General features: G+C 40.3%; 19 protein-coding genes and 1 pseudogene. 19 read left to right on the top strand and 1 reads right to left on the bottom strand.

What is annotated here, in order from left to right; all coding sequences use genetic code 11:
- Positions 1–166 precede the first annotated feature (166 nt).
- Together N8L90_RS03235 and scrK are read left to right on the top strand one after the other, a co-directional pair.
- Complete coding sequence (locus N8L90_RS03235; RefSeq protein WP_261024124.1) at positions 167–2053, top strand: sucrose-specific PTS transporter subunit IIBC; 1887 nt, start codon at positions 167–169, stop codon at positions 2051–2053.
- 148 nt (positions 2054–2201) lie between these two features.
- Positions 2202–3089 (top strand): fructokinase ScrK, encoded by an 888-nt coding sequence (scrK, locus tag N8L90_RS03230; RefSeq protein WP_261024121.1) that lies wholly within the window; start codon positions 2202–2204, stop codon positions 3087–3089.
- A 42-nt stretch (positions 3090–3131) separates the two neighbouring features.
- Here scrK and N8L90_RS03225 read toward each other — a convergent pair whose 3' ends face one another.
- Positions 3132–3749: a TVP38/TMEM64 family protein gene (locus N8L90_RS03225; RefSeq protein WP_261024119.1), complete on the bottom strand. Its 618-nt coding sequence runs from the start codon at positions 3747–3749 to the stop codon at positions 3132–3134.
- 147 nt (positions 3750–3896) lie between these two features.
- Between N8L90_RS03225 and N8L90_RS03220 the strand changes: the two genes are divergently transcribed.
- The 17 genes and pseudogenes from N8L90_RS03220 (at position 3897) to N8L90_RS03140 (ending at position 25014) form a co-directional block, all read left to right on the top strand.
- Positions 3897–6887: a type I restriction endonuclease subunit R gene (locus N8L90_RS03220; RefSeq protein WP_261024118.1), complete on the top strand. Its 2991-nt coding sequence runs from the start codon at positions 3897–3899 to the stop codon at positions 6885–6887.
- 118 nt (positions 6888–7005) lie between these two features.
- Positions 7006–7404, top strand: coding sequence for a hypothetical protein (locus tag N8L90_RS03215; RefSeq protein WP_261024116.1), 399 nt, complete (start codon positions 7006–7008; stop codon positions 7402–7404).
- Between the two features lie 47 nt (positions 7405–7451).
- Entirely contained in the window at positions 7452–8450 is a 999-nt protein-coding gene (locus N8L90_RS03210; RefSeq protein WP_261024115.1) for a type II TA system antitoxin MqsA family protein, read from the top strand.
- A 35-nt stretch (positions 8451–8485) separates the two neighbouring features.
- A complete protein-coding gene (locus tag N8L90_RS03205) occupies positions 8486–9277 on the top strand; it encodes a DUF4393 domain-containing protein (RefSeq protein WP_033689208.1) in 792 nt (263 codons plus the stop codon).
- Between the two features lie 114 nt (positions 9278–9391).
- Positions 9392–10612, top strand: coding sequence for a restriction endonuclease subunit S (locus N8L90_RS03200; protein WP_261024114.1), 1221 nt, complete (start codon positions 9392–9394; stop codon positions 10610–10612).
- Between the two features lie 13 nt (positions 10613–10625).
- Positions 10626–12230, top strand: coding sequence for a TIGR04141 family sporadically distributed protein (locus tag N8L90_RS03195; RefSeq protein ID WP_261024112.1), 1605 nt, complete (start codon positions 10626–10628; stop codon positions 12228–12230).
- Positions 12231–12298: 68 nt separating this feature from the next.
- On the top strand, positions 12299–13861 hold the full coding sequence (locus N8L90_RS03190) for a type I restriction-modification system subunit M (protein ID WP_261024175.1): 1563 nt from the start codon (positions 12299–12301) through the stop codon (positions 13859–13861).
- 66 nt (positions 13862–13927) lie between these two features.
- Positions 13928–14194: pseudogene (locus N8L90_RS03185) on the top strand (HigA family addiction module antitoxin); the annotation flags it as partial.
- 28 nt (positions 14195–14222) lie between these two features.
- The gene (locus N8L90_RS03180) at positions 14223–15212 is read left to right on the top strand and encodes a Fic family protein (protein ID WP_261024110.1); all 990 of its coding nucleotides are present in this window, start codon (positions 14223–14225) and stop codon (positions 15210–15212) included.
- A gap of 51 nt (positions 15213–15263) precedes the next feature.
- On the top strand, positions 15264–15557 hold the full coding sequence (locus tag N8L90_RS03175; protein ID WP_261024108.1) for a helix-turn-helix domain-containing protein: 294 nt from the start codon (positions 15264–15266) through the stop codon (positions 15555–15557).
- 323 nt (positions 15558–15880) lie between these two features.
- Positions 15881–18130, top strand: coding sequence for a 5-methyltetrahydropteroyltriglutamate--homocysteine S-methyltransferase (gene metE / locus N8L90_RS03170; protein ID WP_261024107.1), 2250 nt, complete (start codon positions 15881–15883; stop codon positions 18128–18130).
- A gap of 103 nt (positions 18131–18233) precedes the next feature.
- A complete protein-coding gene (gene metF, locus N8L90_RS03165; protein ID WP_261024105.1) occupies positions 18234–19100 on the top strand; it encodes a methylenetetrahydrofolate reductase [NAD(P)H] in 867 nt (288 codons plus the stop codon).
- Between the two features lie 367 nt (positions 19101–19467).
- Positions 19468–21681: a polyribonucleotide nucleotidyltransferase gene (gene pnp, locus N8L90_RS03160; RefSeq protein WP_261024103.1), complete on the top strand. Its 2214-nt coding sequence runs from the start codon at positions 19468–19470 to the stop codon at positions 21679–21681.
- Between the two features lie 15 nt (positions 21682–21696).
- Positions 21697–22314, top strand: coding sequence for a serine O-acetyltransferase (gene cysE / locus N8L90_RS03155; protein WP_136937444.1), 618 nt, complete (start codon positions 21697–21699; stop codon positions 22312–22314).
- A gap of 11 nt (positions 22315–22325) precedes the next feature.
- Positions 22326–23210: a GNAT family N-acetyltransferase gene (locus tag N8L90_RS03150; protein ID WP_261024102.1), complete on the top strand. Its 885-nt coding sequence runs from the start codon at positions 22326–22328 to the stop codon at positions 23208–23210.
- Between the two features lie 81 nt (positions 23211–23291).
- Positions 23292–24635 (top strand): cysteine--tRNA ligase, encoded by a 1344-nt coding sequence (gene cysS, locus N8L90_RS03145; RefSeq protein WP_261024100.1) that lies wholly within the window; start codon positions 23292–23294, stop codon positions 24633–24635.
- Positions 24628–25014, top strand: coding sequence for a Mini-ribonuclease 3 (locus N8L90_RS03140; protein ID WP_000567913.1), 387 nt, complete (start codon positions 24628–24630; stop codon positions 25012–25014). The genes cysS and N8L90_RS03140 overlap by 8 nt, the downstream gene beginning before the upstream one ends.
- Positions 25015–25016: the final 2 nt, after the last annotated feature.

The raw sequence follows: 25016 nt of genomic DNA, 5'->3' as shown, positions 1-25016 counted from the left end.
TAAAACAGTCAAAATCAATCAATCTAAAGCATGCTTACTAAGTGGATAGAATATTTTTTCTGCAAAACGCTTGACATATTTCTAAAACATGATAAAATAATAGTCGTAGGGCGGATAAAATCGCTTTCAAACAAGAACAAAATTTTATATAAGGAGATTTTTGCAAATGAACAATCAGGAAATTGCAAAAAAAGTCATCGATGCCTTGGGCGGACGTGAAAATGTCAACAGTGTTGCCCACTGTGCGACTCGTCTTCGTGTCATGGTCAAAGATGAAGGAAAAATCAATAAAGAAGTGATTGAGAACTTGGAAAAAGTTCAAGGTGCTTTCTTTAACTCAGGTCAATACCAAATCATCTTTGGTACAGGTACAGTTAACAAAATGTACGATGAAGTTGTTGCACTTGGTTTGCCAACATCATCTAAAGATGATATGAAAGCAGAAGCTGCCAAACAAGGGAACTGGTTCCAACGTGCTATCCGTACTTTCGGTGACGTTTTCGTTCCAATCATCCCAGTTATCGTAGCAACAGGTCTTTTCATGGGTGTACGTGGTCTATTGACTGCTCTTGGAATGACACTTCCAGCTGACGTGACAACTTACACGCAAATCTTGACAGATACAGCCTTTATCATCTTGCCAGGTTTGGTTGTGTGGTCAACCTTCCGTGTATTCGGTGGAAATCCAGCCGTTGGTATCGTTCTTGGTATGATGCTTGTTTCTGACTCGCTTCCAAACGCTTGGGCAGTCGCTTCAGGTGGTGAAGTAACAGCTATGAACTTCTTTGGTTTCATCCCTGTTGTTGGTTTGCAAGGTTCTGTTCTTCCAGCCTTCATCATCGGGGTTGTCGGAGCTAAATTTGAAAAAGCTGTCCGCAAGGTTGTTCCAGATGTCATTGACCTCTTGGTAACGCCATTTGTTACACTTTTGGTCATGTCTATCCTTGGACTCTTTGTCATTGGACCGGTCTTCCACGTCGTTGAAAACTACATCCTTATCGCTACAAAAGCGATCCTCAGCTTGCCATTTGGTCTTGGTGGTTTCTTGATCGGTGGGGTTCACCAATTGATTGTCGTGTCAGGTGTGCACCACATTTTCAACTTGCTTGAAGTTCAATTGCTTGCTGCTGACCATGCTAACCCATTCAACGCGATCATCACAGCTGCTATGACAGCTCAAGGTGCTGCGACTGTTGCGGTTGGTGTTAAAACTAAAAATCCAAAACTAAAAACACTTGCTTTCCCAGCTGCTCTTTCTGCCTTCCTAGGTATTACAGAGCCTGCTATTTTCGGGGTTAACTTGCGTTTCCGTAAACCATTCTTCCTTTCATTGATTGCTGGTGCAATCGGTGGTGGATTGGCTTCTATCCTTGGACTTGCAGGTACTGGTAATGGTATCACCGTCATCCCTGGTACAATGCTTTACATCGGTAACGGACAACTTGCACAATACCTTCTTATGGTAGCTGTATCATTCGTTCTTGGTTTCGCTCTTACTTATATGTTTGGTTATGAGGATGAAAAAGAAGTTGCTACTGAAGTAGAGACAGAACGTTTGGTCCAAGAAGAAACAACTGGTAACATTCCAGCAACTCTTCAAAATGAAACACTTGTAACTCCTATCGTTGGTGACGTTGTTGCTCTTGCTGATGTTAATGACCCAGTATTCTCAAGTGGAGCTATGGGACAAGGTATCGCTGTGAAACCTAGCCAAGGTGTGGTATATGCACCAGCTGATGCTGAAGTTTCAATTGCCTTTCCAACAGGACACGCTTTTGGTTTGAAAACAACTGATGGTGCTGAAGTTTTGATCCACGTTGGTATTGACACTGTATCTATGAATGGTGAAGGTTTTGAAGCAAAAGTTGCTCAAGGTGACAAGGTGAAAGCTGGCGATGTTCTTGGAACATTTGACTCAAACAAAATCGCTGCAGCTGGACTTGATGATACAACAATGGTTATCGTTACAAATACAGCTGACTACGCTTCAGTAGCTCCAGTCGCAACAGGTTCAGTTGCGAAGGGTGACGCTCTTATCGAAGTGAAAGCTTAGTCTTTTCTAGCTAAATGAAAACGAACAAATGACATGTTTGTTCGTTTTTACTTGAATGGTAAGATTTACAGAGGAAAATCTAAAAAATAGAGAAATTTAGACTTTCGAAATATGCTATAATTAAGAAAATAAAAACAAGAGGTTTATCATGACAAAATTATACGGAAGCTTGGAAGCGGGCGGGACAAAGTTTGTCTGTGCTGTCGGTGATGAAAACTTTAACGTTATCGAAAAAACACAATTTCCAACAACAACACCAATCGAAACAATCGATAAAACCATCGAGTTTTTCTCAAAATTCGATAATCTTGCTGGTCTTGCAGTTGGTTCATTTGGTCCGATTGATATTGATAAAAACTCAAAAACTTATGGATTTATCACAACGACTCCAAAACCAAACTGGGCAAATGTAGACTTGCTTGGTGCCCTTCGTCGCGCCCTAAACGTGCCAATGTACTTCACGACAGACGTAAATAGTTCTGCCTACGGTGAAGTGGTTGCCCGTAACAATGCTGGTGCTCGTATTGAAAACTTGGTTTATTACACAATCGGTACAGGTATTGGTGCAGGTGTTATTCAACGTGGTGAGTTTATCGGCGGTGTGGGTCACCCTGAAATGGGTCACTACTATGTGGCTAGACACCCAATGGATATTGAAAAAGAATTCAACGGTGTTTGTCCATTCCACAAGGGCTGTCTGGAAGGCTATGCAGCTGGTCCAAGTTTGGAAGCTCGTACAGGTGTACGTGGGGAAAACATTGAACTCAACAACCCTGTCTGGGATGTTCAAGCCTATTACATCGCTCAAGCTGCGGTTAATGCGACAGTCACTTTCCGCCCAGATGTCATCGTCTTTGGTGGTGGAGTCATGGCTCAACAGCACATGTTGGATCGTGTCCGCGAGAAATTCACATCCTTGCTCAACGGTTACCTACCAGTTCCAGATGTGCGTGACTACATCGTCACTCCAGCAGTCGCAGGAAATGGTTCTGCCACACTTGGGAACTTTGTTCTTGCAAAAGAAGTTTCAAAATAAAACACAAAATCCGTTTGGGAAACCAAACGAATTTTTTATATGTCAAAGCATTTGCCAGAAAAAGTCAATAATATAGGTCAGACCGTAGGTATAAACTACGAGGGTAAAGGGTTTTGTCAGAATGATGATGGTCATATAGCGCTTGAAGCTCATCTTGGTCAGGGCAGCCAGCATACAGAGAAAGTCAGCGGGACTAATGGGCCAAATCATCATAAAAATAAAGAAACGGTCAAAACGATTGCCCTTATCTAACCAGCCGATGTACTTGTCGTAGGTGCGCTTGCTGACGACAGACTGGACAAAGGCAGCCCCGTAAAGGCGTACCAGATAAAAGATAATGGCACAGCCAATCACGATGCCGATATAGTTGTAGATAGTCCCTACGATGTGCCCGTAGATAAAGACCCCAGCCACCGAGGTCAAGGCTCCAGGAATGATAGGAACGACAGTCTGTAAAATCTGTAAAAAGATAAAGAGAGGTGGCCCCCAGATACCTGCCTGCTGGATAAAGGCAGAGAGGGTTTCCTTAGACTGTAAAATCCCAGCCTGATAAGCCCAAATACAGAAAATCAAACTCCCAACCCCACCAACAATCGATGAGATATTGATAACTTGCTGCAGAAGGGGAGATACAGCTTTCATTTGTTTATCCTGTGACATGTAAACTCCTCATAGATAGTATAATTCTACTATACCATATTTTGGAGGAGAAAGGGGGAATGATTGCTCTTGCGATGGAAAGAGTGCTGGAATTTGAGGATAAACATGCTATAATAAAGGGAGCAGACAAGTAGCAAAGGAGAGAGTATGATACAGGTAAAACCAGAACTGGAGATAGAAAAACAACTGATCAGCCAACTGGTAACTGGGGAAAGTCAATGGACATACAGAGAAGACCTTAAAACAGAAGAGCAATTATGGGAAAACTTCTTTGAAAAGTTAGCTCAGAACAATGTGGCTCTATTGGCAGAACATCCCCTGACAGAACAGGAAAAACGCCAGATAAAGAATCAACTGAACTTTGTTAGCTACTATGATGCTGCCAAGTGGTTGGTCGGCGAAAATGGCATTGCCAAGGTTGAGGTTCAGAGAGAAGATGCTAGTTTGGGGACTATCCGTTTATCTGTTATTTGGCGAGACAATATCGCAGCTGGTAAGTCTAGTTATGAGGTTGTCAACCAAGTCGAGAGAGACAAGATAAATCCTCAGGATCAAGACCGCAGGCTAGATGTGACCCTCTTGATCAATGGCCTGCCAATGATTCAGATTGAGCTTAAAAGTCCCCGAGTTGCTTTTCTAGATGCCTTTCATCAAATCAAAAAGTATGATAGAGAAGGCAAGTTCCGTGGCATTTACTCTAGCTTACAGATGTTTGTTGTGACCAATAAAGTAGACACACGCTATATCGCTGCAGCTAGGGAAAATAAACTCAACAAGCAATTTCTAACTAAGTGGGTGGATAAGGATAACCAACCCATAACGAGCTTGACCAGTTTTGCCCACGAAGTCCTTTCCATCCCTCGTGCCCACCAGATGGTCATGCAGTACTCTGTCCTTGATGATAGCAAGAAGGCTCTTATCCTCCTGCGTCCCTACCAGATCCATGCTATCGAAGCGGTGCAGGAAGCTTCTCGTCGTCAGGAGTCTGGCTATGTTTGGCATACGACAGGTTCAGGGAAGACCCTGACTTCTTATAAGGTGGCGCGGAATCTCCTACAAATACCTTCTATTCAAAAGACAATTTTTGTCGTTGATCGCAGGGACTTGGACCAACAGACCACTTCATCCTTTCTCTCTTATGCGATCAATGATGTCATTGATATTGATGAGACGGATAATACCCATGATTTGATCAAGCGACTAGGAAGTAATGATAAGCGTGTCGTGGTGACAACTATCCAGAAAATCACCACCATGATGCGCAAGTTTGAACAGGGACACTACCAACGAGATGCGGAAAAACTCAAGGGACTCCGAGTAGCCTTTGTTGTGGATGAATGCCACCGTGCCGTGACACCTCAAACACAAAAAGATATTAAGGCCTTTTTCCCACAGTCGCTCTGGTATGGTTTTACAGGGACACCTATCTTTAAGGAAAATAAACGCCAGCAAGTCGGCGATCTAGCCCAAACAACCCAGCAACAGTACGGAGACCGTCTCCATGAGTATACAGTCAAGGAAGCCATCCATGATGGAGCAGTTTTAGGCTTTAAGGTGGATTATCGCAATACCCTCATCACGGATAAATCTGAAAATGACATACCAGATACTGTCTATGAGGATGAGGAGCATATGCTGGAAGTCTTGGATGCCATTATCAATAAATCGCGTCAACAACTAGGCTTCCAAAAAGGAGTGGGTAAGACCTACAATGCCATCCTAACGGTCAAGTCTATCCCACAAGCTCAAGCCTACTATGACCTGCTCAAACGAGTCAAGGCTGGGGATACGAGAGTTAAGGTATCGGAAAGGGTCAAGCAGGTCCTTCCTGATTTTCCAAAGGCGACCATTACCTACTCGGTCACAGAAAATGAAGAAGACTCAAGAGCCAATCAGGACCACATGAAGCAGGTTTTAGAGGACTATAACCAAGAGTTTGATACCCACTTTACCATGGCGGATCTTCGTGGCTTTAATACGGATGTCAATAACCGTCTAGCTAGAAAACAGGACAAATACCTCTATCGCAAGGAGCAGTTGGACTTGGTTATCGTAGTCAATCGTCTCTTAACAGGATTTGATGCCCCTTGTCTATCAACTCTCTTTATTGACCGCAAGCCCATGCAACCGCAGGATTTGATTCAGGCTTTTAGCCGAACCAACCGTATTTTTGATAGCAGTAAGACCTATGGTCATATCATCACCTTCCAAAAGCCTCTAGCCTTCAAGGAAGCAGTGGATAATGCCCTCAAGCTCTACTCAAATGGTGGTGAAAATGAGGTCCTAGCTCCAAGATGGGAAGAGGAAAAGAGGAACTTTTTACGGAGTTGTAGTGATTTCCAAAATCTCATCACAGATGATCCTGAGAAAGGACTCCAAATCGAACAAATCTCTACGCCTGAGTTGAGGAAACTAGCTAAAACCTATCAAGCCTTTGATAAATACCTAGCCTCTATCCGAGTGTATAAAGAGTATGATGAGGAAGAGCTTTACAGTCAGACGGGACTTGATGGAGAAAAGTTGGAAAGGTATCTGGGCCTTTATCGAAATGTCCTTGCAGAATTAAAAAGCCGAGTAGAGGATGATGACGATGGTGAATCACTTGATATCCACTATGAACTGGAGTCTATCCAAGTGGACGAGATCAACTATGCCTATATCTTGACCTTGATTCAAAGCCTGATTGAGCAAGGCCAGAGTCAAGAAAAGAACCTAAGCGCTCAAGATAAGGAAGCGGTGGATAACTATATTCAGAGCCTTGAGAAGACCAATCCCAATCTTGCTCAGATCATCACTGAACTTTGGAGAGAAGTCCAAGAACATCCAGAAAGCTATTGTGGTCAGTCTATCGCAAATATCTTGGATCAGATGATTGAGGCTGTCATCCAACAACACATCCAAGTCTTTAGCAAACGCTGGTATGTCGGAGAAGATGAACTCCGTTACTATGTCGAACACTACCGCAAGGGAGCTAAAAAACAACTAGGAGAAAGCCAGCTGACCAAGAGCCAGCGCTATCAAGACTATAAACTAGAGGTGGCAGACGCCCTCAATCCTCTCCTCTATAAAAAACAAATCAAGGAAGCCTATACCCAGCTAGTAGAGGAAGTCATTGAGCCGTTGAGGGTTGGGAGATAAAAGCACTATTTTTTAAAAAATAGTGTTTTTTTTGCTTTTCTTATAAAAAAATGGTACTATTAATGTGGAGTTAAGGAGGGAACAAAATGGCAATTAAATAGAAAGGTTAATACTTTTAATGTATAGTAAATTAGAAATCGAAGATTTATTAGAAGAAATTAAAAGCCTAATTCAGAGTAAAAGCTATATGATTTCAACTGGAGAAAATCGTGAAAAGAACGAAGAATTCATGATTGAATTTAATTTGAAGGATGAAGAAATTTGTAAGTTATTAATGCAAATCGAGTATAGCGATTTTTGTGAGTGTTTACATCCGTATGATGTTTTACGGAATCATGAAGATTATTATCTGTTTGCGCCTGAATTTACTTTAACAGATTTATTTGGTGACGAGTTGCAAGTTATTGTTTACGTTAAAATAATAATTAAAAATGATAAGGCAAACCAACCTTTTTTAGTTGTTGTATCTTTTCATAGGCCGGATGAATCAAAAGCATTGAATTATCAATTTAAATAAATTTTCCCTCTTTAAGAGAAGACCTCTCTCTTGAAAGGAGACTAATAATGAACAATAAAAAAATATTATGCGAAAATTGCTTAGAGTCTGTAAATTATAAAGTAGTGGATGAAGAATTAACACGGTCATTAAAAGGAAAAAAATATACTTTTTCAGGTAAGACTGCTTATTGTGTTAATTGTAATAAGCCTGTTTATGTTGAAGAAATTAACGAATATAATAAACAAGCTATCTATGAAGCTTTTAGGAGTGAGAATGGTATTATCTCCAATGAAGATATAATAAATATTACGAAAAAATATAGTATTGGAGCTAAACCATTAGCTCAACTTTTGGGTTGGGGAGTTAATACTATTCAAAGATATTTAACTGGTGATATTCCAAAACCTGCTTATTCTGATAAATTGAAAGAAATATTAAAAAAACCCGATATTTTTAAAGAAATTTTGGTAACAAATAAAGATAATATTACAGATGTAGCATTTAATAAGAGTGTAGAAAAGGTTGATGAAATTTTAAATAATGAAAATGATGATAAACTTACTCGAGTTATACACTATTTATTATCAAAAAATAATGAGATTACACCGTTAGCTTTACAAAAACTTTTATACTATGTACAAGGATTTTATTTTGCTTTTAAGAAGGACTATATTTTTTCTAGTGATTGCGAGGCTTGGGTACATGGTCCTGTATATAGAGATGTTTATTTTAAATATCAATCTTTTGGATATAATCCCATTCAATTGAATATAAAGAGTGATATTGGAGGTGACCTTACATTTTTTGAATGTAGTTTAATAGATAGTGTATTGAAGAATTTTGCTATATTTAATGGAAAAGTATTAGAAGAATTTACTCATGAAGAGGAACCATGGTTGGCTATGCGAGGAGATTTGAACGCGGAAGAACTATCTAATGAAATAATTCCAAAAGAATTAATTGGTTCTTACTTTATGAAAGTAAAAGACAAATATCAGATGCTGGGAGTTGAGGAAATTTCTCGGTATAGTTTTGAGAAGTATAAAGCGATAAGTTCTTTGTAAATTTTATTTGTTGATTTTTATTGTAGAGGTATCAAATGCTTGACGAAGAAGATTTTATTAAAATCGGTAAGGAAGTGATTCCGAATATTTATGATGATGGTGCCAAACCGGCTATAAGGGAAATAGGTCAATTTATTGCAAGACCTCTTAAATTGATTAATGCTCTTTTTCAGCCTTTAGATATATGGTTGCTGAATAAAGAATATAACATTGAAAAAACTAAAATACTTCTGGCAGAACGATTAAAGCATGTTAAGCCAGAGGAGTTGGTTAGTCCAGAACCGCATGTCGCGATACCAGCAATTATTGCACTCTCATATTCAATGGATAGTGAGGAACTTAGGAATTTATATGCAAATTTATTATCAAAAGCAATGGTATTAGGGATGAAGGATAAAGTGCATCCTTCGTTTGTTGAGATAATAAAACAACTAAGTCCTATAGATGCGATTGTTTTTAAAGAAATAATGGAGAGGCCAATTAAACCTATTATTGACTTATATATTACTGATAGTGATGAAATTTCTGAAGTTACTACAATCGAAAATATTACATGGATGGATAGAGAGTATGAAGTTGTTTTAGTTTCATTAGCAAATTTGGTTAGGTTAGGCTTGATTGAAATTCCTGATGGTTATAACTATAATGATGATTTAAATTATAGTTTAGTGCGCTCGTCCTCAGCGTATGATATAATATTTCAAAAATTGAATTGTCAAATAAAGATACAAGAGTTGCTTGATCATAAAGTTAAGGAAAGAAAAAAATATATAAAATTAAATGCTCTTTCGGAAACTTTTTATAAAATATGTGTTTGTGAATTATGAAAGATGAAATGAGAGATCTTTTTTATCAGATTTTTAAAGACAATCACTATGAAGAGCACTTTAAACACTATTGGAAATTTGATACTGGCTGTTAAATAAAGTGTGGGAGTACGGATGAAATTAAAAGAAAATGATAATGTGCCTGAAATTAGGTTCGATTATTTTAAGGAAGAATGGGATAAAAAGAGATTTAAAAACTTTACAAAATTATCTCAAGGTCTACAAATTGCAATTTCTAGTAGATTTTTAGAAGCTGGAAAACATAGATATTTTTATATTACAAATGAATTTTTAAATCCTAATTCTACAAAGAAATATTATATTGAATCTCCATCTGAGAATGTTATTTGCACTGTAGATGATATTTTAATGACTAGAACTGGAAATACAGGAAAAGTGGTTACAAATATTTCTGGTGCATTTCATAACAATTTTTTTAAGGTTGATTATGATAAGTTTGAAACCTCTAAAATGTTTTTATATTATCTGTTAACATCAAATAATATTCAAAAAGAAATCATAATTAGAGCAGGAAACTCAACCATACCTGATTTAAATCATAGCGATTTTTACTCTATAAAAACTTCAGTTCCTATTCTAGCTGAACAATCCGCCATCGGCTCCCTCTTCAGCACTCTCGACGACCTTCTAGCAAGTTACAAGGATAATCTCGCCAACTACCAATCTCTCAAGGCAACAATGCTTTCCAAGATGTTTCCTAAAGTTGGACAGACAGTTCCTGAGATTCGTTTAGATGGATTTGAAGGTGAGTGGGAGAAAGGGACAATTGGAGAGTTTGGCTCTTTCTATTATGGAAAAAGTGCTCCGAAATGGTCGGTGACTGATAAGGCAACAACACCGTGTGTACGTTATGGTGAGTTGTATACAAAATTCTCCACAAAAATAGATAAAATATACTCGTACACATCAATTCCTAAAGAAAATTTGAAATTGAGTTCTGGTAATGAGGTATTAGTACCTCGGGTTGGTGAAAATCCATTAGATTTTGCCAATTGTAGTTGGTTGTCACTGAAAGATGTTGCAATTGGTGAAATGATTTCCGTATATAATACACCTAAAAATCCGTTGTTTATCGCATATTATTTTAATGCAAAAATGAAAAAAGAGTTTGCCAAACGAGTTGAAGGTGGAAGTGTAGCGAATCTTTATTACACATACTTAGAGAATATTTCAATATCTATGCCATCTCTTCCTGAACAACAAGCCATCGGTACCTATTTCTCTAACCTCGATAACCTCATCAACTCTCATCAAGAAAAAATTACTCAGCTTGAGGCTTTGAAAAAGAAACTCTTGCAGGATATGTTTATATAAGATTGGAGAGACTATGACGAAAAAATTAAAAACTACTCAAATTTCTTTGTTTCTTAATAATAAATCAGTTGAAAAATTTGAAGATTGCCTAAAAGATAAGTTTAAATATGATGAATACCCATTAAATAGTGTGATTGGACTAGAGGGGAAAATATTTGTTCACAATTCAGATCCTAAATTACCTTCTTGGCAGGATGAGTTAAATCAACTATCAGCCAAAAAAATAAAGTTTTCAAAAAATGTTCCCAATAAAGCCGTGGTTGTAGTGAAGTTTAGAAATAGGTTTTTTAGTATAACTTATGGTTATGGCAGGTCAATGCTAAATGATTTAAAGATAGTTAGAAATTTTGGGTTGAAAGTAGCGGCTAATCTAATTGATAAAGATAAAATTAGAAGTATGAATATAACTAGTATCGAAGATGTCATAGTCTCATCCCAAAGACAAAGTTCGATTTACGCTTCTCAAGATATATTTGATCTAGATACTAGGAGAAATCTATTACAGTCTGTCTCAGGAGCGCCTTCTTTAGAGAGTGTAGCATCTTTTCTTGTAGGAACAGATAGTTTAGTAGCTAGTCGAAAGATGAATATAACTGATATTAAAGACAGTATTGGGTTTTATTATGATAGTTATAAAAAAGATGATTATAAAAACAATGGTTTTTCATGGCTTGATAATATTTTGGAAGTAAGAGAAAAAAGATTAAGTTCCGATTTAGATAATCAATTATACGTGGAGATGACAAAGGGGAACTATCCAACCATTGCTCCTAATACTTTACTTGATTGGGAGAATATAGAAGGCTTTTTTCTTACTGGAACTGGAAAAAGAGAAAAAGAGTTTTCAATTGAAATTGATTCGAATGCGTATTTCTCAACAATAAGAAGAAAAAATAAATCAAATAGCTCAAATAGCTCTTTTATATCGTCTTTAAAACGGAATAAATTAGTTACCAAATATAAAGACACAGATGAGGAAAGAATAGTTGGAAGCTTATATTCATCATTAATTTTCGAAATAGATTATAACAAAGAAAAATATATTTTATGTTATGGCTCTTGGTATAAAATTAATAAAGAATTTTTTAATACTATAAAAACTGAAATTGATAATATTGTGGATACTGAGCTTCCAATTGTTTCTCCAGCTTCTAATGGACAGAATGAAGGAGATTTTAATAAAGCATTTTCTACAAGTCATCCAGATTACTATATATTGGATAAAGAAATGTATCATGGGGATAGCTATGGAAGAAGTAGTGTTGAAGTGGCAGATATTGTGACCAAAGACAAAAAGTTAATTCATGTAAAAAAAGGAGGTTCTTCGTCAAAATTAAGTCATTTATTTTCTCAGGGTGTTGTATCTGCCACTATTTTAGCTCAGGATATTAAAATGAAAGAATTCATTAATGAAAAGTGCGGTTGTAAAATACTGAATCTATCAGAGACAAATAATGAGTTTGAAATTGTATTTGCAATCATCGATAAACGAGTAACAGGAGGAGTAAAAAATTCTGATATATTACCATTCTTTTCAATGGTTAATTTATTCAATGCGATTCAACAATTAAAAAGCATGGGATTTAAATATTCAATTTTAAAAATTCCAGTAGTCTAAAAAGAAAGAAAAAAATTAGATCTATGATTAAAGAAACAACACAAACTTCCTAGTCGCTCTACCAAGCCCTGTGGAACTCAGCGGATGTTCTCCGCTCTAAGATGGATGCTAATGACTACAAGTCCTATCTTTTGGGTATGGTCTTTTATAAGTATCTGTCAGATAAAATGCTCTTTTTCGTGGCGGAGACTATGGGGGAGGGGAGTGAGAGTCTAGAGGCTGCCCTTGAAGTCTATCGTAACTACTATGAGGATGCGGACACCCACGAGGATCTTCTTGCAGTGATGAAGGACGAACTCAACTATAGTATCAAGCCTGAGTTGACCTTTACGGCTCTAGTAGCACGGGTCAATGAGGGGATTTTCCAGTTGGAAGATCTGGCTCAGGGTTTTCGTGATATCGAGCAGAGTGATGAACTCTATGAAAATCTCTTTGAAGATATTGACCTCTATTCCAAAAAGCTAGGGGCAACTCCGCAAAAGCAAAACCAAACGGTGGCGGCAGTTATGAAGGAGTTGGCTGTGCTAGATGTGGCTGGTCATGCTGGCGATATGCTGGGGGATGCTTATGAGTATCTGATCGGTCAGTTTGCGACGGACTCAGGTAAGAAGGCTGGTGAGTTCTATACACCTCAGCCTGTTGCCAAACTTATGACTCAGATTGCCTTTTTGGGTCGTGAGGATCAGCTGGGCTTTACCATTTATGATGCGACTATGGGCTCTGGCTCTCTCTTGCTCAATGCCAAGAAATACTCTCATAAACCGCAGACAGTGGTCTACTTTGGGCAGGAGCTCAATACTTCGACTTATAACTTGGCCCGGATGAACATGATCCTACACGGTGTTCCTGTTGAAAATCAATTTCTCCACAATGCCGATACACTAGATGAAGACTGGCCAACTCAAGAACCGACCAACTTTGACGGTGTTCTCATGAACCCTCCCTACTCTGCTAAGTGGTCAGCAAGCTCTGGCTTTATGGCTGATCCTCGCTTTTCTCCTTTTGGGAAACTGGCACCCCAGTCCAAGGCTGATTTTGCCTTTCTTTTGCATGGTTACTACCATCTCAAGCAGGATAATGGAGTCATGGCTATCGTTCTTCCCCACGGTGTTCTTTTCCGTGGAAATGCGGAGGGAACCATTCGCAAGGCCTTGTTAGAAGAAGGAGCTATTGATACGGTTATCGGTCTACCTGCTAATATCTTCTTTAACACCAGCATTCCGACCACGGTCATCATTCTCAAAAAGAACCGTACCAATCGTGATGTCTACTTTATCGATGCTTCTAAGGAGTTTGATAAGGGGAAAAATCAGAATATCATGACGGATGCTCATATCGAGAAGATTCTGGAAGCCTACAAGTCACGTGAGGAGATTGACAAGTTTGCCCATCTAGCAAGCTATGAAGAAATCGTCGAAAATGACTACAACCTTAATATTCCTCGCTATGTAGATACCTTTGAGGAAGAAGAAGTCGAACCACTGGCAGATATCGTTGGCAAGATCAATACGACCAATCAAGCAATCCAAAACCAAACCGCTTCCCTACTTGAAATGCTCGGTCAACTACACGGAACCACACCAGAAGCCGATGCCGAACTCAAAAAGTTTTTGAAAGAGTTTGAAGGGTGATGGAGAAGATTGTTTCCATTCCTATAGAAATCGAAATCTTAAAAATAGAGGAGGTCAGCAATCACTATGAGTAATAAAATTGTTGAATACAAAGACCTGATTGCTTTTCATCCAGGTCAGTATGTTGAGGAGTTGATTGAAGATTATAACCTAACGCAGAAAGAATTTGCGGAGCGTTTAGGAGTTTCCGCCAAGACCGTCAACAAGCTAGTTAATGCAGAGGAGTCCATTAGTAAAGAAACGGCTCATAAGTTAGCTAAGCTAAGCGGAGTTTCTATGCAAACCTGGCTCAATCTACAGAATGCTTACGATGTAAAAGTTGCGGAGATTTTACTTGAAGATTTACATAGAAAGGAAGACGATGACACCTAACTATAAAATAACAGAAGAAATATTGAATCTTGTGCAGAAGATTTCTGAGTTGGCGACTCAACTTTCTTTCGAAACGAGAGAATTACACCTACGCAAGGAAAATCGGATTCGCTCTATTCAGTCCTCTTTAGCTATTGAGAATAATAGTCTTTCTCTGGAGCAGGTGACTGATGTCATAGAGGGGAAAAGAGTTCTAGGCTCTCTTAAGGATATCCATGAGGTCCAAAATGCTTATGAAGCTTATGAGAAGGTTTTTCGCTTAAATCCATACAGTATAGATGACTTTTTGCTAGCTCATCGATTGTTGACCCAGGATTTGGTTAAGCATCCAGGTCAGTTTCGATTAGGAGATGTGGGTGTTTTTGATGGAACAGGGAAAGTTGTTCATCTTGGAGCGAGACCACAATTTGTTCCTAATCTGGTATCGGACTTATTTGCTTGGGCTAAAGCTAGTCAGATATCTGATATTGTCAAATCTTGTATCGTACATTTTGAGCTAGAAATTATTCACCCTTTTGAGGATGGGAACGGTCGTATGGGGCGGATGTGGCAGAGCCTAATTTTGAGTAGATGGACTCCTTTATTTGAGTGGCTTCCTGTCGAGTCTGTTATTTACCGACACCAGTCAGGGTATTATCAAGCTTTAACAGAGAGTAATGAGGCTAATGCTTCTACAAAATTCATCCAATTTATGCTTGAAGCGATTTTAGAAACCTTGCTGGATTATAGTCATCAAAAAAATGATAGTACGGAAAAGTCGGTTAAATTACTTTTGAAACCACGTGAGCTAGCTATTTTTGAAAAAATAGAGTCTTATCTTGTAGAGAATTATCAGATAACAACTGGAGTTGCACAAGAACTAACAGGTTTGAGTGCGGCAACCATGCGTCGTTATCTCCAAATATTCGTAAATCAAGGTTTGTTAGAAAAATCGGGAACTACAAAAAACACTCTTTATTCGCTCATAATTCGCTCATAATTCGCTCATTTTTTCAAAAATATATAGCTCTAAAAGAAAGAGGGGTAAGTGATGAAGAATAGTGCTATTGGGAGTAATTGGAAGGATATCCGCTCTGAGCTCTTTACCAAGGAGGAAATCCTTGAAAGTGATATGCGAGTGGCTATCATGAGCGAGTTGATTGAGGCCAGACATGAGCAAGGAATCAGTCAGAAAAAGCTAGAAGAACTTAGTGGAGTAAGCCAGCCTGTTATAGCTAGGATGGAAACAGGTAAGACTAGCCCCCAGTTGGACACAGTCTTAAAAGTCCTAGCCAGTTTAGGAGAGACACTAGCAGTCGTCCCCCTCGAACAGGGAAAGAGTTGATAGGAAGAAGTTGGAAAACTTTAACAAATTTAACAGTTATAGTGCCTCAAGTGTATAATATAGAAAAATCAACTTATAGTCTTTTCTAATAACAAGCCATAGTCACTTATAAGAATTACTAATAACGCGTTTGAACCGTCTAACTGAAATATAGTAAAAAAACAAGCTACACAAAGGATTTGAGGCATTTGTCTCAGGTCTTTTTCTTTTGTCTAAAACCGAGATATAGTTTCAAACTATATCAAAGCCTAATTTTTTACAATTATACAGATGATTCTTTTTCTGTTAAGATAGTTTCAACAACAAATTTTGGAGGACACATCATGTCAACTACAATCATCGGTTTCCCTCGTTTGGGCGAATTCCGCGAATTAAAATTTACAACTGAAAAATACTTTAGAAAAGAAATCTCAGAAGAAGAACTCCTTGCAGCCGCAAAAGATTTGCGTGCTAAACACTGGAACATTGTTAAAGAAAAAGGCATCACTGAAATTCCATCAAATGACTTTTCTCACTATGACAACTTCCTAGATGCAGCTTTCCTTTTCAACGTGGTACCTGCTTCAGTTCAAAACTTGGACTTGTCTGACCTTGAGCGCTACTTCGCTTTGGGTCGTGGTTACCAAGGAGAAAAAGGAGACGTTCGCGCCCTTCCAATGAAGAAATGGTTCAACACCAACTACCACTACATCGTTCCTAAATTTGAAAAAGACACTCAAGTCAAACTTGCAGGTCACAAGATTTTCGATGAGTTCCAAGAAGCAAAAGAACTTGGATTGAACACTCGTCCAGTTCTTGTAGGTCCATTCACTTTCCTTCAATTGTCAGACTTTGAAGAAGGCGTGAAAGCAGAAGACTTCGTAGACAGCTTAGTGGCTGCTTACCAAGAAGTTTTTGAAAAATTGGCTGAACTTGGTGCGACTCGTATCCAATTGGATGAAGCGGCTCTTGTAAAAGATTTGACAGCTGAAGAAAAAGCTCTCTTCTTGAACCTTTACAACAAACTCTTGGCTGACAAAAAAGGTCTCGAAGTCTTGCTTCAAACTTACTTCGGAGACGTTCGTGACGTATACGCTGACCTTGTAAACTTGCCAGTTGATGCTATCGGTCTTGATTTCGTTGAAGGTAAGAAAACTCTTGAATTGGTTAAAGGTGGCTTCCCAGCTGATAAGACTCTTTATGCAGGTATTGTCAATGGTAAAAACATCTGGCGCAACAACTACGAAAAGAGCTTGGCTGTTCTTGAACAAATTCCAGCTGAAAACATTGTATTGACAAGCTCATGCTCACTTCTTCATGTGCCATTTACAACTGCTAATGAGGAATTTGAACCAGCAATCTTGAACCACTTTGCCTTTGCAGTTGAAAAATTAGATGAGATTCGTGATTTGGATGCTATCCGCAATGGTCAAGGTGAAGAAGCACTTGCAGCTAACAAAGAACTCTTTGCGACTGAGCGTGTTGGTGAAAATGCGGAACTTCGTGCGCGTATCGCTGGCTTGACAGACGCAGACTACACTCGTTTGCCAGCCTTTGCAGAACGTGAAGCTATCCAAGAAGAAGCTTTCAAACTTCCAGCTCTTCCAACAACAACTATCGGTTCATTCCCTCAAACTAAAGAAGTTCGTGCTAAACGTTTGGCTTACCGTAAAGGTGAATTGTCTCAAGAAGAGTACGATGCTTTCCTTGCTGAAACAATTGACGAATGGATCAAATGGCAAGAAGATATCGACTTTGATGTCCTTGTTCACGGTGAATTTGAGCGTAACGACATGGTTGAGTACTTCGGTCAAAACTTGTCAGGTTACCTCTTCTCTAAAAATGGTTGGGTACAATCATACGGTATGCGCGGGGTTAAACCACCAATCATCTGGGGTGATGTCACTCGTCTTAACCCTATCACTGTTAAATGGTCTAGCTATGCACAAAGCCGTACAAACAAACCTGTTAAAGGTATGTTGACTGGACCAGTAACTATTCTCAACTGGTCATTCCCACGTGAAGACATCTCTATCAAGGATTCTACTCTTCAAATCGCCCTTGCCATCAAGGATGAAGTGCTTGACCTTGAAGCTGCTGGTGTGAAAATCATCCAAATCGACGAGGCTGCTCTTCGTGAGAAATTGCCACTCCGTCGTAGCGACTGGTACGAAGACTACCTTGACTGGGCTATTCCTGCCTTCCGCTTGGTACACTCAACAGTAGCGCCAGACACACAAATCCACACTCACATGTGTTACTCAGAATTTACAGATATCATCCCAGCTATCGACAACATGGATGCAGATGTTATTTCCTTTGAAGCTAGCCGTTCAAACCTTGAAATCTTGGACGAACTCAAAGCGAAAAACTTCCAAACAGAAGTGGGACCTGGGGTTTATGATATCCACTCACCTCGTGTGCCAAATGAAGGCGAAATCGACAATACAATCGAAGCCATCCTTGCTAAAGTGCCAAGCAAGAAAGTTTGGATCAACCCTGACTGTGGTTTGAAAACACGTGGTATTCCAGAAACAAAAGAAAGCTTGATCCGCCTTGTTGAAGCAGCTAAAGCTGCGCGTGAGAAATTGTAAGATAAGGATTTCTCTAGAAGCGCTGTTTGGTCAATCTGCCTGTTTCACTTGGATTCTAGGAATCCAGCTAACGAAAAAAATCAACTAGAAAAGGATAAGGACTATGTCACGCCAAACACCGTCACTCTCATTTGAAGTGTTCCCTCCAAACCCAGCCGTGGGTAATGATAACATTATTTCTGCTCTTCAAGATATGCAGGAGTTGGCTCCTCACTTTATCAGTGTAACTGCCAGCAATAATAAATTTAATATCAAGGAAACGACGGTTCGTTTGGCTGACTTTATCCAAAATGACTTGGCGATTCCGACTATTGCTCACTTGCCAGCCATCTATCTGACTAAGAACAAGGTGGCTGAAACTATTGCTGACTTGGACAAGGTTGGGGTGCAGAAAATCTTGGCTCTTCGTGGGGATATTATTCCAGATGTGGAACCACAAAAGGATTTCCGCTACGCAACTGACTTGATTGAGTTCATCAAGGAACAAGCTCCTCACTTTGATATTGTTGGTGCTTGTTATCCAGAAGGCCATCCAGATTCACCAAATCAGATTTCAGATATCCAAAATCTAAAGAAAAAAGTAGATGCAGGCTGTTCGAGCCTCGTAACTCAGCTTTTCTTTGACAATGAGCGCTTCTATGATTTCCAAGACAAGTGCATCTTGGCTGGGATTGATGTTCCCATTCATGCAGGGATTATGCCAATTCTGAATCGAAATCAGGCTCTCCGCCTCTTGAAGACTTGTGAGAATATCCACCTTCCACGCAAATTTAAAGCCATCTTAGACAAGTATGAGCATGACCCTGAGTCGCTCAGAGCAGCAGGACTTGCCTATGCAGTGGACCAAATTGTGGACTTGGTAACTCAGGATGTGGCTGGTGTGCATCTCTATACGATGAACAATGCTGAAACAGCAAAATACATTCATCAAGCAACCCATGCCTTGTTTAATCATCAGTCTCTAGGATAATAAAAAGCAAACCATTCTTCTCAGGTGAGGGGAATGGTTCCTTTTTAATGGTAAAGACCGCACTTTTTAAGAAAAATATGATAAAATAGACTCTGTACGTACTTGATACAAAGATGAGGGTATAAACAGATTTTTAACTATTCAAATCTGCTATAAAAAGGAAAAATACTAAAGAATAATATTTTTAAACTTTTCAAAGTATCTAGATAGTTGAACACGGGCTAAATCCCTAGTGAAAAAGATAGATTTCCTAGTGTGCATCGCACACTGCGTCAATCTCCTATTTTCATACGGGATTCTTCACGCCCGTTGTATCCTGATTTTTGTAGGCAAGGCGTATAATTACATCAATCCAAAGGGGATTAAAATGACAAAACAAGTGTTTCAAACGACTTTTGCGGGTCGTGAGTTAATTGTAGAGACTGGTCAGGTTGCTAAGCAAGCGAATGGCGCAGTTGTCGTACGTTACGGTGAGTCAACTGTCTTGACTGCTGCCGTTATGTCTAAGAAGATGGCAACTGGAGATTTCTTCCCTCTCCAAGTCAACTACGAAGAAAAAATGTATGCAGCTGGGAAGTTTCCTGGTGGCTTTATGAAACGTGAAGGACGTCCTTCAACAGATGCGACTTTGACAGCGCGTTTGATTGACCGTCCAATCCGTCCTATGTTTGCGGAAGGTTTCCGTAATGAAGTGCAAGTGATCAACACCGTGCTTTCTTATGATGAAAATGCCTCTGCTCCAATGGCAGCTATGTTTGGTTCATCCTTGGCACTTTCCATTTCAGATATTCCATTTGACGGACCAATCGCTGGGGTGCAAGTGGGTTATGTGGATGGTCAAATCATCATCAACCCTAGCCAAGAACAAGCAGAGCAATCTCTCCTTGAATTGACAGTAGCTGGTACCAAACACGCCATCAACATGGTAGAGTCTGGTGCCAAAGAATTGTCAGAAGAAATCATGTTGGAAGCTCTCCTTAAAGGGCACGAAGCAGTCAAAGAATTGATTGTCTTCCAAGAAGAAATCGTTGCGGCAGTTGGTAAAGAAAAAGCAGAAGTGGAATTGCTTCATGTTGATGCTGACTTGCAGGCTGAAATCATCGCAGCCTACAACAGTGACCTCCAAAAGGCAGTTCAAGTAGAAGAAAAATTGGCTCGTGAAGCTGCAACTCAAGCAGTTAAGGACCAAGTTACTGCCGTTTACGAAGAAAAATATGCAGACCACGAAGAATTTGACCGTATCATGCGTGATGTGGCTGAAATTTTGGAACAAATGGAACACGCTGAAGTGCGCCGTTTGATTACAGAAGATAAGGTGCGTCCTGACGGTCGTAAGGTCGATGAAATCCGCCCTTTGGATGCGGTTGTTGACTTCCTTCCTCGTGTGCACGGTTCAGGTCTCTTCACTCGTGGACAAACTCAGGCTCTTTCAGTCTTGACCTTGGCTCCGATGGGTGAAACTCAAATCATTGATGGTTTGGATCCAGAGTATAAGAAACGCTTTATGCACCATTATAACTTCCCTCAATACTCTGTAGGGGAAACTGGACGCTACGGTGCGCCAGGTCGTCGTGAAATCGGTCACGGTGCTCTTGGTGAGCGTGCACTTGCTCAAGTCTTGCCAAGTTTGGAGGAATTCCCATACGCTATCCGCTTGGTAGCTGAGGTCTTGGAATCAAATGGTTCTTCATCTCAGGCTTCTATCTGTGCGGGAACTCTTGCCCTTATGGCTGGTGGTGTGCCAATCAAGGCGCCAGTAGCAGGAATCGCCATGGGTCTCATCTCAGATGGAAACAACTATACAGTCTTGACAGATATCCAAGGTTTGGAAGACCACTTTGGAGACATGGACTTCAAGGTTGCAGGTACTCGTGACGGGATTACAGCCCTTCAAATGGATATCAAGATCCAAGGGATCACTGCAGAAATCTTGACTGAGGCTCTTGCCCAAGCCAAGAAAGCCCGTTTTGAAATTCTTGATGTGATTGAAGCAACCATTCCAGAAGTTCGTCCAGAATTGGCTCCAACTGCTCCGAAAATTGATACCATCAAGATTGATGTGGACAAGATTAAGATTGTCATCGGTAAGGGTGGAGAAACCATTGACAAGATTATCGCTGAAACAGGCGTTAAGATTGATATCGACGAAGAAGGAAATGTGTCTATCTACTCTAGCGACCAAGATGCCATCAATCGTGCTAAAGAAATTATTGCTGGTTTGGTTCGTGAAGCTAAGGTGGACGAAGTTTACCGTGCTAAAGTCGTTCGTATCGAGAAATTTGGTGCCTTTGTTAACCTCTTTGATAAGACAGATGCCCTTGTTCATATCTCGGAGATGGCTTGGACGCGTACCAATAATGTCGAAGACTTGGTAGCAATCGGGGATGAAGTTGATGTTAAGATTATCAAGATTGATGAAAAAGGACGTGTGGATGCTTCTATGAAAGCCCTTCTTCCTCGTCCTCCAAAACCTGAACGTGATGAAAAAGGTGAAAAATCAGAGCGTCCTCACCGCCCACGTCATCACAAGGATCACAAACCTAAGAAAGAATTTACAGAAACACCAAAAGATTCAGAATAAGAAAAGGAGAAATGTATGGGATGGTGGCGCGAAACCATTGATATCGTAAAAGAAAATGATCCAGCGGCCCGCACCACTTTGGAGGTTTTGCTGACTTATCCAGGTGTCAAGGCCTTGGCGGCCCACCGTCTTTCGCATTTTCTCTGGAAGCATGGCTTCAAACTTCTGGCTCGTATGCACAGTCAGTTTTGGCGCTTTTGGACTCAGATTGAGATTCATCCAGGTGCTCAGATTGATTCAGGTGTCTTTATCGACCATGGTTCTGGTCTGGTGATTGGAGAGACGGCTATCGTTGAGACGGGAGTTCTCCTCTATCATGGGGTGACTCTTGGAGGAACAGGGAAAGACTGTGGCAAACGCCATCCAACCGTGCGAAAGGGCGCTCTCATATCAGCCCATGCCCAAGTTATCGGACCAGTGGAAATCGGTGCAAATGCCAAGGTCGGTGCTGCAGCAGTTGTCGTAGCAGATGTACCTAGTGATGTGACGGTTGTCGGTATTCCGGCCAAGATTGTCCGAGTTCATGGACAGAAGGATGAACCGACGATCCACGAAGTCGAAGAAAAACGAGAGTACTACGTCAATAAACTCGAGCAGGCTAAAGAAGCCAGTCACAGATCGTCGGGGTTGTAGAGGATAGCTATATGATTCAAGCAAGAAACAAGTTAAGCCAAGAGGAGCTATCTGAGGCGAAAAAACTAATTAACTGTTGCCAAAACTATGACGGTACCTATCGTGATCCCTATCTCTCTAACATGCTTAATTTTGATCCAAACATGCCCGCCTTTTTCCTTTATTATGAAAAAGGCGAACTTGTTGGTCTCTTAACTGTCTATGCTGATGACCAAGATGTAGAAGTGACGATACTGGTTCATCCAGCTCATCGCCGTCAGGGGATTGCGCGTGCATTGTTTACTAGTTTTGAGAGAGAAACAGCTTCTTTCTCTATTTGTTCAGTCACTTTTCAGACAGAGCGTGTTTTTCTAGACCGCCATCCTGATTTTATCAGCAACTGGGGATTGGTCGAGGATGAAGAGACAGAAACTTGGTTAGGTAAGGATAGAAGACCTTATCCGTTAGAAAAGCTTTCCAATCTTGAAGTTTTGTTAGCAGATCGTTCCTATCAGGATCAAATTAGTCAGTTAAAATTTCAGGCATTTTCAAAGAAACATGAGTCTAGAGAGATTGTGGATAGATATGTTGCTGAAGCTCTGAAGGATCCAGAAAGTCGCTTATATATTTTGTTAAAAGACGGTCAGGTTATTGGAACTTGCACGGTTGATTTATCGAGCGATACGAATTATTTCTACGGTTTAGCAATATCGGAACCTGAACGTGGAAAAGGCTATGGAAGCTACTTAGCAAAATCCCTTGTCAACCAACTAATTGAGCAAAATGATAAGGAGTTCCAAATTGCAGTAGAGGATAGCAACGTAGGTGCCAAGTGCTTGTATGAAAAAATTGGCTTTGTCAAACAGACTCAGGTGGTTTATCTGAATGAGAAAGGAGCAAGGGATTCCGAAGTGTAGAGACATTCGGACTGAAATTCAATTGAACTTTTAGTGATGAAACTAACTGTTCTTGGATTTCAGCTTTCCTGATTATGATTTATGATTAAAATCTATGACACTATGTCTCGTGATTTGCGAGAATTTGTCCCGATTGAGGACGGCAAGGTAAAGATGTATGTTTGTGGGCCAACCGTGTACAACTATATCCACGTTGGGAATGCCCGTTCAACGGTGGCTTTTGATACCATTCGTCGCTATTTTGAGTATCGTGGTTATGAGGTTGCCTATATTTCCAATTTTACAGATGTAGATGATAAGATTATCAACCGTGCCAAGGAAGAAGGCATCACGCCTCAGGAGGTTGCGGACAAGTACATCGCTGCCTTTCGTGAGGATGTGACGGCCTTGGGCGTCAAACCTGCGACCCGCCATCCGCGTGTGGTGGAGTTTATGGCTGACATCATCCGCTTTGTGGAAGAGTTGATTGAAAAAGGCTTTGCTTACGAGAGTCAAGGGGATGTTTACTTCCGTGTGGAAAAATCTCACAACTATGCTAAGTTGGCCAATAAAACCTTGGAAGACTTGGAGCTAGGTGCTTCAGGTCGTACCGATGAAGAAACAGCTCGTAAGGAAAATCCTGTGGACTTTGCTCTCTGGAAAGCTGCCAAGCCAGGCGAGATTTCTTGGGATAGTCCTTGGGGATCTGGCCGTCCGGGTTGGCATATTGAGTGTTCGGTCATGTCAACAGAGATTTTGGGCGATACTATTGATATCCACGGTGGTGGAGCCGATTTGGAGTTTCCGCATCACACCAATGAAATTGCCCAGTCAGAAGCCAAAACAGGTAAGACCTTTGCCAACTACTGGATGCACAATGGCTTTGTCAATATCGATAATGTCAAGATGTCCAAATCCTTGGGCAACTTTATCACAGTCCACGATGCCCTCAAAACCCTCGATGGGCAGGTGATTCGTTTCTTCTTTGCGACTCAACACTACCGCAAGCCCATCAACTTCACAGAAAAAGCAGTGCGTGATGCGGAGACCAATCTTAAGTATCTGAAGAACACTTATGAGCAACCATTTACAGGAAATGTGGACGCCCAAGAGTTACAAACCTTTAAAGACAAGTTTGTAGCAGCTATGGATGAGGATTTCAACTCTGCCAACGGTATTACAGTAGTCTTTGAAATGGCCAAATGGATTAACTCAGGTAACTATGATGCAAGTGTTAAGAAAGCTCTTGCAGCCATGTTAGAAGTCTTTGGGATTGTCTTTGTTGAGGAAGTTTTGGATGTAGAGATTGAAGACTTGATCCAAAAACGTCAAGAAGCGCGTGCAAATCGTGACTTTGCGACAGCGGATCAAATCCGTGACCAATTGGCTGCTCAAGGAATTAAGCTCCTTGATACCAAAGATGGAGTGAGGTGGACACGTGATTGATGTCAATCTCATTAACGGGATTGCGCTAGCTTTTGAAGGAGATGCGGTTTATTCCATGTATATTCGCCGCCACCTCATCCTCAAAGGCATGACCAAACCCAATAAACTCCATCAAGAAGCGACCAAGTATGTTTCAGCTAAGGCTCAAGCTCGCCTGATTGCCCTCATGTTGGAGGAACAAGTCCTAACGGAAAAAGAAGAAGAAATCTACAAACGTGGTCGCAATACTAATAGTCACACCAAGGCCAAAAATGCTGATGTGGTGACTTACCGTATGTCTACAGGTTTTGAAGCCGTCATGGGCTATCTCCATATGACTGAAAATCTAGAACGTCTTGAGAGCTTGATTTCGTGGTGCATCCAAAAAGTGGAGGGCTAGGA

The sequence above is a fragment of the Streptococcus mitis genome, assembly GCF_946190115.1.
In the GTDB taxonomy this organism is placed as follows: Bacteria; Bacillota; Bacilli; order Lactobacillales; family Streptococcaceae; genus Streptococcus; species Streptococcus mitis_CO.
Note: the sequence above shows the minus strand (reverse complement) of the source record. Positions and strands in the feature narration are given on the sequence as shown.